The organism is Saccharomonospora saliphila YIM 90502 (assembly GCF_000383795.1).
GTDB classification, from domain to species: domain Bacteria; phylum Actinomycetota; class Actinomycetes; order Mycobacteriales; family Pseudonocardiaceae; genus Saccharomonospora; species Saccharomonospora saliphila.
Genome location: NZ_KB912640.1, coordinates 509,433 through 521,710 on the forward strand (window position 1 = coordinate 509,433; position 12,278 = coordinate 521,710).

Annotated in this window: 10 protein-coding genes and 1 pseudogene; 4 read left to right on the forward strand and 7 right to left on the reverse strand. The window is 69.3% G+C overall.

The annotated features are described in order from the left end of the window. Window positions 1-403, forward strand: a pseudogene (locus tag SACSA_RS21950) (A/G-specific adenine glycosylase); the annotation flags it as partial. Window positions 404-506: 103 nt separating this feature from the next. On the opposite strand, the gene SACSA_RS0107565 reads toward SACSA_RS21950, so the two are convergent. The 3 genes from SACSA_RS0107565 to SACSA_RS0107575 all read right to left on the reverse strand — a co-directional run bounded on the left by SACSA_RS0107565 (window position 507) and on the right by SACSA_RS0107575 (window position 3,660). Next, window positions 507-1,244: a TetR/AcrR family transcriptional regulator gene (locus SACSA_RS0107565; RefSeq protein ID WP_048876534.1), complete on the reverse strand. Its 738-nt coding sequence runs from the start codon at window positions 1,242-1,244 to the stop codon at window positions 507-509. Window positions 1,245-1,728: 484 nt separating this feature from the next. After that, the gene (locus SACSA_RS21955) at window positions 1,729-2,667 is read right to left on the reverse strand and encodes a hypothetical protein (protein WP_019814737.1); all 939 of its coding nucleotides are present in this window, start codon (window positions 2,665-2,667) and stop codon (window positions 1,729-1,731) included. 222 nt (window positions 2,668-2,889) lie between these two features. After that, entirely contained in the window at window positions 2,890-3,660 is a 771-nt protein-coding gene (locus SACSA_RS0107575; RefSeq protein ID WP_048876535.1) for an alpha/beta fold hydrolase, read from the reverse strand. Window positions 3,661-3,682: 22 nt separating this feature from the next. Here SACSA_RS0107575 and SACSA_RS0107580 point away from each other — a divergent pair, with 22 nt between their 5' ends. The 3 genes from SACSA_RS0107580 (at window position 3,683) to SACSA_RS0107590 (ending at window position 6,315) form a co-directional block, all read left to right on the forward strand. Beyond that, the gene (locus SACSA_RS0107580; protein WP_019814742.1) at window positions 3,683-5,086 is read left to right on the forward strand and encodes a M1 family metallopeptidase; all 1,404 of its coding nucleotides are present in this window, start codon (window positions 3,683-3,685) and stop codon (window positions 5,084-5,086) included. Window positions 5,087-5,149: 63 nt separating this feature from the next. Then, window positions 5,150-5,464, forward strand: coding sequence for an antibiotic biosynthesis monooxygenase family protein (locus SACSA_RS0107585; RefSeq protein ID WP_028661656.1), 315 nt, complete (start codon window positions 5,150-5,152; stop codon window positions 5,462-5,464). Then, on the forward strand, window positions 5,461-6,315 hold the full coding sequence (locus SACSA_RS0107590) for an SIR2 family NAD-dependent protein deacylase (RefSeq protein WP_019814746.1): 855 nt from the start codon (window positions 5,461-5,463) through the stop codon (window positions 6,313-6,315). Before SACSA_RS0107585 ends, SACSA_RS0107590 begins: the two co-directional genes overlap by 4 nt. On the opposite strand, the gene SACSA_RS0107595 is transcribed toward SACSA_RS0107590, so the two are convergent. The 4 genes from SACSA_RS0107595 to SACSA_RS0107610 all read right to left on the reverse strand — a co-directional run bounded on the left by SACSA_RS0107595 (window position 6,312) and on the right by SACSA_RS0107610 (window position 12,185). Beyond that, the gene (locus SACSA_RS0107595; RefSeq protein ID WP_019814748.1) at window positions 6,312-7,331 is read right to left on the reverse strand and encodes an endonuclease/exonuclease/phosphatase family protein; all 1,020 of its coding nucleotides are present in this window, start codon (window positions 7,329-7,331) and stop codon (window positions 6,312-6,314) included. The two genes, SACSA_RS0107590 and SACSA_RS0107595, sit on opposite strands and share 4 nt — an antisense overlap. Before the next feature lie 173 nt (window positions 7,332-7,504). Further along, window positions 7,505-10,063, reverse strand: coding sequence for an ATP-dependent Clp protease ATP-binding subunit (locus SACSA_RS0107600; protein ID WP_019814750.1), 2,559 nt, complete (start codon window positions 10,061-10,063; stop codon window positions 7,505-7,507). 603 nt (window positions 10,064-10,666) lie between these two features. Further along, a complete protein-coding gene (locus SACSA_RS0107605; RefSeq protein WP_019814752.1) occupies window positions 10,667-11,014 on the reverse strand; it encodes a histone-like nucleoid-structuring protein Lsr2 in 348 nt (115 codons plus the stop codon). A gap of 364 nt (window positions 11,015-11,378) precedes the next feature. Then, window positions 11,379-12,185, reverse strand: a complete 807-nt coding sequence (locus tag SACSA_RS0107610) for a type III pantothenate kinase (protein WP_019814754.1) — start codon at window positions 12,183-12,185, stop codon at window positions 11,379-11,381. Window positions 12,186-12,278: the final 93 nt, after the last annotated feature.

Below are 12,278 nucleotides of genomic sequence, written 5' to 3' on the forward strand. Positions count from 1 at the left end.
CACGCGCGACCTCGCCGATGTCGAGGCGCTGCTGCCGCGGGACGACGCGCGCGCGGCACGGTTGTCCGCCGCGCTGATGGAGTTGGGGGCACTCGTGTGCACGGCGCGCACCCCGCGCTGCGCGGACTGTCCCCTCGTCGACGGCTGCGCGTGGCAGCGGGCGGGCAAACCCGCCTACACCGGCCCCGCCAAACCGGTCCAGCGGTTCAGCGGCACCGACCGGCAGGTGCGCGGACTCCTGCTCGACGTCCTGCGCGGCACCGACGAGCCGGTGGACAAGACCCTCCTCGACCGGGCCTGGCCGAGCGCGGGCCAGCGTGAGGCGTGCCTGGACTCGCTGCTCTCCGACGGCCTGGTCGAGCAGACCGCGGACGGGCGGTTCGCCCTGCCGGGCGAACACTGAGCCCCATGGTTCGCCCCCGGGCGAACGCTGAGGCACGGTTCGCCCCGCCCGGGCGAACGCTGAGGCAACACCGCACGGCCGAAAGGCCGGGCCTGCCGTGCGGTCAGCTCGCGGGTTCCTCCCACAGATCCGTGCGCGGCTCGTACGGGATTTCGAGGCGGTCGCACAGTTCCTGGCACATCCGCTCGTGCATCGGCGTGATGTCCGCGAACTGCGCGCTCAGATGGGCGAACGCCTCGAGGCAGGTCGAGGCGTAGATCCGCGACCAGCATTCGAGGAACACGAGCACCGCGCCGATCGGCAGCGCGTCGAGTCGCAGCTCCCCGCGGTAGTGGTCGAGCTGGTCTCGTAGCGACGAGTCGAGTTCCTCCTCGGCCGGGACCGGGAACGGGTGGGTTCGCCACCACCGGACGTACCACTCGCCGTAGACCTCGCCCACCGCGGTGACCCACTCGGCGTTGATCTCCCGCTGGACGTGCCCGGACACCGGTGGTGGAGGGCCGAACACGAGACCGAACTCGGCCGTGTTGCGCCGTGCCCACGCCGGGAAGGCGCGAATGAGATCGCTGAGCCTGCGGCCGACCTCGTCCTCCGGGTGCCGTTCCGCGGCGGCACGCAGGGCGGCGACCACCTCGTTCACGATGTCACGCGCCAGAGCCAGGATCAGCGTGTCACGGCTGTCGTAGTACCGGTAGATCGCGGGAGCGGTGATACCGAGTTCCCGTGCGATGGCCGCGAGGGTGACCGCCTCGGGCCCGCCCCTCCGCAGCAGGCGCCGTGCCGTCACCAGCAGATCGCGCGCCAGTTCGGCACGCAACCGGTCGCGTCGGGTCGCGGGCATCGCCACCACATCACCTCCTCAGCAGAGCCTAGGAGATGACCGCCCGTGACAACGCACACCGCCGTGATTACTATATCTCACCGAGTTACGGCTATTCACGCGGAGAGGGTCCGCTGGGGCTGCCTTCCACAGCGACCATCCGGATCCCGTCTTATGCCGCGCTAGGAAACGCCCGCCGCAGCTCCCCATCGTTCGCTGGTGCTTGACTGGCCCTAACCATCAGATTGAGAGTCCCTGAGCACCCTCACCGGAGACCAAGATAGTTCCCCGCCGCCGCCCTCGCCGCTCCGCCGCCGGCCCGGCGACCGCTAAGCCCTGCGCGGGTTCACCGAGCTGTGGCTGCGGCGCTGCTAGACCGCTACCGCAACAACGCGACCGTCTATCAGCGGACGCTGCAGTCATGGCTGGACTACTGCGCCAAGCACGAGCCCGACTCGCTCGCTGACTCGCGCGAAGTCGACGACTGGACCAGGGGCTGTTGCGGCTATCTCCCAGTGGCGGTCATGCGTTCGAGCATGCTTCCGAACGTGCGGTCCGGGTCTGCTCGCCATCGGTTCAACTCGCGTTTGAGGTCGAGGACCAGCATGTCGTCCTCATGCATATCTGGGGTACCCAGGACAACCTCGCCCCTGTTGGGTGAACCCCCAGACCCGCTGACCTCGGCTTCGAGCACCTCGACTTCCTCAAGGTAGTTCCTGGCCTCTGAAGGTATACGCTGCAGTGTGGTGTCCATGCCGTCCTTGCACGAGCGCCCGGTGGCTACTTCGAGCTCAGTGACGGCCTCCAACGTGTAGAGATCGCACATGAGTTCTGCGTTCCCGGTTGTGAGAGCCCCGAGGACTGCTTCGCCTGTTTCCCGCAGACCTTCCGCGCCGGGTGCGTCGCCGATCGAGTCCGCGTCGACCGTACCGGAGCCGGTCGTGATAGCCACGACCGCCCCGGACCCACCCACGAGCAGAATCGCGGCAATGACGGCGAAACCGCCAAAGGAAAACTTCGTCCGGTGTGTCGTTCGATGCGTCGACTGATCGACGTTGCCGCTGTTGGTGACGACCGAGTTCTTCATCTTCGCGCCGGACGCGGTGACAGTGGTGTACTCGATATTCGATCGGGAAGCCTTGTCGGACGCCTGCCACGCGTTTTGAACCGCCTGTCGCAACTCGTTCGCGAAGGTCCAGTCGGACTGTGCTTCCCGGGCCAGTTCCTCTTGAGCCTCGTGCGCCGAGTGCGTGTCCTGAGGGCTAGCCTCAAGCGCTGCCCAGGCGCGCTCACCCACGGCCGTCTGCCGTAGTCGCGACGCGACGCTGTTGTACAGCGCCTCGGCGGCGGAATCCTGCGTTCGCTGCACCAATCCGGAAGCCACCTGAGTCAGGTAGGCGCACAGGAAGGAGACGGCCTGACCGGCAAGTGTCAATGGGTCCATTCCAGGCTCCCCAGTTGTCCGACGACAAGACGGCGGACGTTTTTCGTCCCTAGCGATGAAGAAATCAAAGTCACTAAGTTACGATCATTAACCTAGGACTACACTATAGCAACCTCCATGGCGATTCGGCAAGTCATGGGTCATTTGAGCGGCGACTACGAAACGCTGGCGTCTGTCAGCTCCTTGACCGCTCCGGTCTCGCCTGGGCGGTGCGTTAGCCAGTCAGCGGTCGAGCACGCCGGACAGGAACGCCTCGACGGCGCCCCTGTACTCGTCCGGCGCGTCGTCGTGCACGACGTGCCCCGCTCCGGGGATCACGACGTGCCGTCCGCCTCCGGGCACTCGCGCGGCGAGTTCGGCCTGCTGCCCCGGGGGCATGGCCGTGTCCCCCGCCTCCACCACCAGCACCGGGCACCGGACGGCGTCGACGGCGCCGAAGAAGTCGCGTCGGCCCCACTCGGCGGCGATGGCGTAGAGGTCGTCGAGGTCGGCGAGCAGGTGGTAACCGTCCTCGCGTTCCTCGACGCACTCGGCGAAGTAATCACCCGTGGGACCGAAGAACTCGCGCACGTGGGCCAGGCACCGGAACGGCACCGGCCACGACTCGAAGTGCTCCCGCCACACCTCGACGGTCCTGCCCCGCAGATCGGGAGCCATGTCCTCGACCACGAGGCCACGCACCAGTTCGGGGTGCCGCGCGGCGGCCACGAGGCCGTGCAACCCGCCCATCGAGTGCCCGATGACCACGGCGGGCCCCTCGTCCAGCTCCGTGATCAGCTCGGCGACGTCGTCGGCGAACTCCTCGGTACACCAACTGCCCCGGCGCCGCGCCCGTCCGTGGCCACGCGCGTCGAGACCGACCACGTGCCCGTAGACAGTCAGCCAGCGCGCGACCCGCCACCACGTGGTGGCCCTGCCCATCAGGCCGTGCAGGAGCACCACCGGAACACCGCGGCCCCCGAAGTCGACGACCGTCTCACGCGAGTTCGACATCGGCGCGGGATAGGCTCCGTTCATGCTCAACCGCCGCGGACGCACGGCACTGGTCTGCGGACTCGTGTGCACTCTAGCGGCGTGCTCGGGCGGCGAACCCCCGGCCCACGACGGCGGCGACCCCGCCCACGGCGCGGCGGGGATCGGCGACCCGTACTACCCCACGGCGGGCAACGGCGGCTACGACGCGGCCCACTACGCGGTGACCGTGCGTTACAACCCCCGCACCGGCCGACTCGACGGGGACACCACCGTCACCGCGCGCTCCACCCAGCGGCTCGAACGGTTCAACCTGGACCTGCGGGGCTTCACCGTGGAATCGGTGGAGGTCGACGGCGCACCGGCCGAGTTCACCCGGCACGACTCCGAGCTGGTCATCACCCCGTCGTCGGCCGTGCCGAACGGGCAGCGGTTCACCACCCGCGTGCGCTACGCGGGCCGACCACGGGAAGCCGATCAGGGACAACTCGGCGGCAACGGCTGGTACCGCACGTCCTCCGGCGGCGCGTTCGTGCTGGGCGAGCCGGAGTCGGCGTCGTACTGGTATCCCGTCAACGAACACCCCCGCGACAAGGCGACCTTCGAGGTCACGGCCCGTGTGCCCCGGGAGTGGACGGCCGTGTCCATCGGTGCCCGCACCGGCGAGACCACCGAGAACGGGTGGACGACCACGACGTTTCGCGAGCCCGACCCCGTCGCCAGCTACCTCACCGTGTTCGCGGTGGACCGCTTCACCATCGAGCGCGGCGAGCTCGACGACGGCACGCCGGTGCGCGACGTCTACGCCCCGGGAGCCGAGAACGCCCGTGCGGTCGCGGGCCGGGTCGACGAGGTCGTCGAATTCCTCGAAGGGCACTTCGGCCCCTACCCGGCCGAGACGGCGGGCGGCATCTACCTCGACCATGGCACCGGGTTCGCGCTGGAGACCCAGGGCACCCCGACCTACCCGCCGAACCCGGACATCGACCTGATCGTGCACGAGATGGCGCACCAGTGGTACGGCAACGCGGTGTCGGTGCGGTCGTGGGCCGACATCTGCCTCAACGAGTGCTTCGCCAGCTACGCGACCTGGCTGTGGGCCGAGGACATCGAGGGCACCGACCTCGACGCCCACTACGAGCGGGAAGTCGCGCGGCTGCGCGATGAGGAGTCGTTCTGGAGCGAGCGGCTCTACGACATGGGCGCGGGCAACGAGTTCGGCGGCGTCTACTCGAAGGGGCCGGTGGCCGTGCACGCGCTGCGCAGGCAGCTCGGCGACGACCTCTTCGCCCGCGTGCTGCGGGAGTGGCCCGCCGAGCACGCGGACGGCAACGCCTCCTGGCCCCGGTTCGAGGAGTTCGTCTCCGAGATGGCGGGAGAAGACCTGCGCGGCTTCTTCGACGCCTGGTTCCGCGGTGCCGACCGGCCCGCGGACGAATACCTCTGACACGTCGCCGGGCCGACAGCGAGGTGCACGCGGAGGCTCGCGCGAGGCGCTACCGTGGCCGGTATGGCAGTAGTGAAGATCAACGCGATTTCCGTGCCGGACGGAGCGGGTGAGGAGCTGGAGAAGCGCTTCGCCAACCGGCTGCACGCGGTGGACAACCAGCCCGGTTTCCTCGGTTTCGAGCTTCTGCGCCCCGTCTCCGGCGACGACCGCTACTTCGTCTACACGAAGTGGGAATCGGAGCAGGCCTACCAGGCGTGGGCATCCGGGCCCGCGATGGAAGCCCACTCCGGCGGTGGCGACAAACCGGTGTCCATGGGCGCCACCCTTCTGGAGTTCGAGGTCGTGCAGAGTTCCACGCCCGGCGACCGGGAGTGACCGCCGACGCGGTGGCGGGCGCGGACGAGAACGTCGCCCGCGCCGCCGAACTCGTCTCCTCGGCCGAGGCGCTGCTGGTGTGCGCGGGCGCGGGCATGGGAGTGGACTCCGGGCTGCCGGATTTCCGCGGTGACCAGGGCTTTTGGCGCGCCTACCCGCCCTACGCGCGGCTCGGGCTGCGCTTCGTCGAACTCGCCGACCCGGAGCACTTCGCCGACGACCCGGAACTGGCGTGGGGCTTCTACGGCCACCGGCTCCACCTCTACCGGCGCACCGAGCCCCACGACGGGTTCCGGCTGCTGCGCGCGTGGGGCGCCCGCCTACCCGGCGGGGTGCGGGTGTTCACCTCGAACGTGGACGGTCAGTTCCAGCGCGCCGGGTTCACCGACGTCGCGGAGGTGCACGGGTCGATCCATCACCTCCAGTGCCTCGCGCACTGCGGTTCCGGCGTGTGGCCCGCCGACGACGTCGAGGTGGACGTGGACCCGGACACGATGCGGGCGCGGCCGCCGCTGCCGTCGTGCCCGGACTGCGGGATGCTCGCCCGGCCGAACATCCTCATGTTCGGCGACGGCGACTGGCTGCCCGACCGCAGCCAGGTGCGGCTCGACGCCCTGACGGAGTGGCGGCGTGCGCATCCCGGCCTCGTCGTCGTGGAGATCGGCGCGGGGCTGGCCGTGCCGACGGTGCGGCGGCACGCCGAGCTGGCCAGCGCCGCGCACGGCGCGCTGATCCGGATCAACCCCGCCGAGCCGGAGATCCGGCACGGCCGGGGCGTGTCCCTCCCACTGCCCGCCCTGGCCGCGCTCCGCGGCATCGACGCCCACCTGAGCTGGCAAAAGGGGGGCTAGCTACGGGGTTGTGGCGTGGGCAGGCGCACGGTCGCCAGCACGGCGCGGTGGTCGGCGCCGTCGACGTCGAAGGTCTCGAAGTCGCGCACGGCGGCCCGTTCGTCGACCAGCACGTGATCCAACGTCACCGGCGGGCCGAACCGCTCGCGCGGCCAGGTGGGCACCAGCGCCCGTCCACGACGCTCGGCGGCGTCGACGTAGCCGCGGTCGAGCACCGCGCGAAACCGTGCGTGGTCGAGCGTGGCGTTGAAGTCTCCCGCGAGCACGCGCACCGGTCCTTCGCGGGACGCACCCGGGAGACCGTTCAACTCGGCGCGCCAGGTCCGCGCGTCCGTCACTGGAGGCAGCGGGTGCACCGCCACGATCTCGACGGCCTGACCCGCCACCCGCAGCCGCGCGCTGGGCTGCGCGAACGTCGAGCGCCCGACGAGATCGAGGCTCTCAAGGGGGTAGCGCGCCGCGATGCCCGAGCCGACACCGCCGGCCGCCGGGCGGAACAACCGGTACGGCAGGAGTTCGGCCAGCCCCGCGTCGTCGAGCGCGCGCACCGTGTGCCGCTCCAGCTCGGTCAGCACGAGCACGTCGACGTGGTGCTCGGCCACCAGCCCGACGAGCCTGTCCGCGTCCGCCTGCCCGAAGTACACGTTCGAAGCCAGAACCCGCATCGTCGGCCCGTCCACCGCGGGGCCGGTGTCGGGCAGGACTCTCGGCACCATCGGCAGAGCCAGCGTCACGGCCAGCGCCAGCGAAGCCGCACCGAGGTGCCGCCTGCGCGCCACCCACGCCAGCACCGCGAGCAGCACCCCGAACGGCACGGCATACGGGGTCAAAGCCAGGGCGGCGGCCGTGTACCGGTTGCCGTCCACCCCGAAGACCCCGGAGACGACGAGCCGGACCACGACGAAGGCGAGCAGTGCCGCGACGGCCGTGCCGAGCACGGCGGAGAGCACGCGCTCGTACCGGCGGTGCCGGGCGGGTTCGTACTCGGAAACCGGCTCGTCCTCGGTCGTGGTCACGAAACCAAGCTTCCCAGAACCCACCGGCCACCGCCGTCACGGCACCCCGCGTCCACGCGCGCCACACCGACGGCGAACACGATGCTCCCGTCGCGCACGCGAGGAGCCCCCGGCGGCGTTACCACCGGGGGCTCCTTCCGGACGTCGCTAGTCGAGTGGGCTACCGAACGTCGTCACTCGTTCTCGTTGTTGGTCTCGCCGGAGGACTCCTCGCCCGCCGCGGCGATGCTCACCGGCGGAGCGTCGGGGACGTCCAGCGGCTTCGCCTCGCCACGGAAGACGAACCGGGCGTTCTCGTCGCGGGATTCGCCGATCTCCCATCCCTCGACGTCGACGATGATGATCTGACCGGGCTGGACCTCGCCGAAGAGGATCTTCTCCGACAGCTGGTCCTCGACCTCGCGCTGGATCGTCCGGCGCAGCGGCCGGGCACCGAGCACGGGGTCGAACCCGCGCTTGGCGAGCAGGGCCTTGGCCTTGTCGGTCAGCTCCAGAGCCATGTCGCGGCCCTTCAGCTGCTCCTCGACCCGGGAGATCATCAGGTCCACCATCTCGATGATCTGGTCCTGCGTGAGCTGGTGGAAGACGATGACATCGTCGATCCGGTTGAGGAACTCAGGCCGGAAGTGCTTCTTCATCTCCTCGTTGACCTTCTGCTTCATCTTGTCGTAGCGGGACTCCTCGTCGCCGCCCGAGGTGAAGCCGAGGCTCACGGACTTGGAGATGTCCTGCGTGCCCAGGTTCGAGGTGAAGATCAGCACCGTGTTCTTGAAGTCGACCGTGCGGCCCTGCCCGTCGGTGAGCCTGCCGTCCTCAAGCACCTGCAACAGGGTGTTGTAGATCTCCTGGTGCGCCTTCTCGATCTCGTCGAAGAGCACCACCGAGAACGGCTTGCGCCGCACCTTCTCGGTGAGCTGACCGCCCTCCTCGTAGCCGACGTAGCCCGGAGGGGCACCGAACAGCCGCGAGGCGGTGTAGCGGTCGTGGAACTCACCCATGTCGATCTGGATGAGCGCGTCGTCCTCACCGAACAGGAAGTTCGCCAGCGCCTTGGACAGCTCCGTCTTCCCGACGCCCGACGGGCCGGCGAAGATGAACGAACCGGACGGGCGCTTCGGGTCCTTCAGCCCGGCGCGGGTGCGGCGGATGGCCTGCGAGACGGCCTTCACGGCGTCCTCCTGGCCGATGATCCGCTTGTGCAGCTCGTCCTCCATGCGGAGCAGACGCGTGGTCTCCTCCTCGGTGAGCTTGAACACCGGGATACCGGTCCAGTGGGCCAGAACCTCGGCGATCTGCTCGTCATCGACCTCCGCGACGACGTCCAGGTCACCGTCCTTCCACTGCTTCTCCCGCTCGGACTTCTGGCCGAGCAGCGTCTTCTCCTCGTCGCGCAGGTGCGCGGCGCGCTCGAAGTCCTGCGCGTCGATCGCGGACTCCTTCTCCCTGCGCACGTCGGCGATCTTCTCGTCGAACTCGCGCAGGTCCGGCGGAGCCGTCATGCGCCGGATGCGCATCCGGGCACCGGCTTCGTCGATCAGGTCGATCGCCTTGTCCGGCAGGTACCGGTCGTTGATGTAGCGGTCGGCCAGGGTCGCGGCGGCCACCAGCGCGGAGTCGGTGATCGAGATGCGGTGGTGCGCCTCGTACCGGTCGCGCAGCCCCTTGAGGATCTCGATCGTGTGCTCCAGCGACGGTTCGCCGACCTGGATCGGCTGGAACCGGCGCTCCAGCGCGGCGTCCTTCTCGATGTACTTGCGGTACTCCTCGAGCGTGGTCGCGCCGATGGTCTGCAGCTCGCCGCGCGCCAGCATCGGCTTGAGGATGCTCGCCGCGTCGATCGCGCCCTCGGCGGCACCCGCGCCGACGAGCGTGTGCAGCTCGTCGATGAACAGGATGATGTCGCCGCGGGTCTTGATCTCCTTGAGGACCTTCTTCAGGCGTTCCTCGAAGTCACCGCGGTACCGCGAGCCCGCGACCAGCGAGCCGAGGTCCAGCGTGTAGAGCTGCTTCTCCTTCAGCGTCTCGGGCACCTCGCCCTTGACGATGTTCTGCGCGAGCCCCTCGACGACAGCGGTCTTGCCGACGCCGGGCTCACCGATCAGAACCGGGTTGTTCTTGGTGCGGCGGGACAGCACCTGCATGACCCGCTCGATCTCCGAGTTACGGCCGATGACCGGGTCGAGGTTGCCGTCCCGCGCGGCGGCGGTGAGGTTGCGCCCGAACTGGTCGAGGACCAGCGACGACGACGGGGTGCCCTCGCCGCGCCCCGCACCGGCCTCGGCGGGCTCCTTGCCCTGATAGCCGGACAGCAGCTGCAGGACCTGCTGGCGCACCCGGTTGAGGTCCGCGCCCAGCTTCACCAGAACCTGCGCGGCGACACCCTCACCCTCACGGATCAGACCCAGGAGGATGTGCTCGGTGCCGATGTAGTTGTGGCCGAGCTGGAGCGCCTCGCGCAGCGACAGCTCCAGTACCTTCTTGGCACGCGGCGTGAAGGGAATGTGCCCGCTGGGGGCCTGCTGGCCCTGGCCGATGATCTCCTCGACCTGCTGGCGGACACCCTCCAGCGCGATACCCAACGACTCGAGCGCCTTCGCGGCGACACCCTCACCCTCGTGGATCAAGCCCAGGAGGATGTGCTCGGTGCCGATGTAGTTGTGGTTGAGCATCCGGGCCTCTTCCTGGGCCAGGACAACCACCCGCCTCGCGCGGTCGGTGAACCTTTCGAACATTCCCACTCCCTCGACTGCTGCGCCGGCGGCCCGATCCCACCGTGAGAGCCTGGCGACTCCCCGAGGTGAGCTCGGCACCGTGAGACCACTGTAGTAGCCGAGCGCCGGTGTCGGCCTACCGCTCGGGCGGATTCGTTTCCGCCATCGCGCGGGCACGCGCCGGGTATCGGCCGACACACAGTCGACGTTGTTGCTGGCAGCTGACGTATCGGACAACGCGCGGGGCCGGGATCGAATTCCGTCACCGGTTCTTGTCTGCTCCTGGCGAACAGACTCACGCACCCGCGTGTCCTGCGGTCACGGACGGGCGGCACGTCCGCACCGTGCGTGAGCGCACGCTGGACCGCCCGCCGCGAAACCACCCCGTTCGCGCGGACGGGACAGCCGCGACCCCGGACGCACGGGAACGGACGCATGGGAACGGACGCATGGGAACGGACAAGGTGCACGTGATCCTCGCCACAGGCGCTCCCGGTGCCGTGCGGACGCCGTCCGGGACGCACTGCCGTGGGAAGGCGGCGGGCCCCGAGGGGCCACACAGCGGGGCGCGGCCTCCCGGGAACGGTGTCTCCGGAAAGGCCGCGCCCCGAGACCGCGACAAGCTCAGTTGCGCCGGTGATAGGCGTCCACGACCTCGGACGGGATACGTCCCCGGTCGGACACCTCGTAGCCGTTCTTGCGCGCCCACACCCGGATGGCCTGGTTCTGCTCCCGGTCCGCCGCGACCGATCGCGCGGGGGACTTCGTGGAGTTGCGGGCCGCGGGGCGCTTGCGCCCACCGGCCCTGCGCGCGTGCTCGACGTACTGCGCGAGCGCGTCACGCAATTCTTCCGCATTTTCGGTGGAGAGATCGATCTCGTAGCTGACGCCGTCCAGACCGAACTGAACCGTCTCCTCGGCCTCCGAACCGTCCAGATCGTCCACGAGGGAGACAAGGACCTTCTGCGCCATCTTATTCCTCCTGCACTGAGCCATCATGAGACCACGCGGTGCCACACCCGAGCCGAAAGCCTCGACCGAGGATATTGTTACCCGCGACAGCGGAATAACGCAAATCAACCTCCCGGATTGTGTCGCGGCATATGCGGCCCAACACATTCGAGCGCGGGAGAACTCGGTGATTCGCAGGCGTCGGGGCACCCGTCGACCACATCCGCCCGGGGTCTCGCTCCCACGGCGTTCCCGCGACGGCGCGCCCGCGCGCCGTTCGCCGCGCACGCCACCGCGCGTCCGGGCGGAAAATGATCACGGGGCTCACCCTACGAACGCGGCATTCGCGGCCCGCAACCGGCTCACCCCCGGCGCGTCGCGGGCCTCACGACCGGCCGGGATGCCTCGGCGCGGTGTTACGCTCGAATACCAGGCGCAGTCCGACCATGCTCAGGTTCGGCAGGTGCTCGGTGATGGTTTCCGACTCGTTCACCACCAGCGGCGCCAGACCTCCCGTGGCGATCACCTCGACTCGTCCGCCGGAAACGGGGCCGAGCTCCTCGGAGATCCTGCGGACCAGCCCGTCGACCTGCCCGGCGAAGCCGTAGAGAATACCGGACTGGAGACATTCCACTGTGTTCTTGCCGATCACGGAGCGCGGTGGCACCAGCTCGACCTTGCGCAGCGCGGCCGCGCGTGCGGCGAGCGCATCCACCGAAATATCGATGCCGGGCGCGAAGGCGCCACCCAAAAACTCGCCTTTCGCCGAAATCGCGTCCACGTTCGTCGAGGTCCCGAAATCGACCACCACACACGCCGTGTCGTGCAGGTGATGGGCCGCGAGCGTGTTGACCAGACGGTCGCCGCCGACTTCCTTCGGATTGTCGACCAGCAACGGAACGCCGGTCCGCACGCCCGGCTCGACGACGATCGTCGGAACGTCCGGATAGTAGCGGCCGAACATCGTCCGCAGTTCCCGCAGCACCACCGGCACGGTCGACAACGCACAGATGCCGTCGACGCGGTCGGCGTCCGGCCCGAGCAACCCGCGCATCGTGAGCGCGAGCTCGTCGGCGGTCATCCGGGAATCGGTGCGCATCCGCCAGTCACGGACGAGTTCCGCCCGCTCACCGCGCCCGCTGTGCAGGCCGAGGGCGATGTTGGAGTTGCCGACGTCGACCGTGAGCAGCACCTAGTGCTCCGCCCGCACCAGCTCGTCCCGCGCCCGCTCCCCGGCACGCGGGGCGGGCCGCCGGAAAGCCGTGTGCGGGGCGCCGTCGGCCCG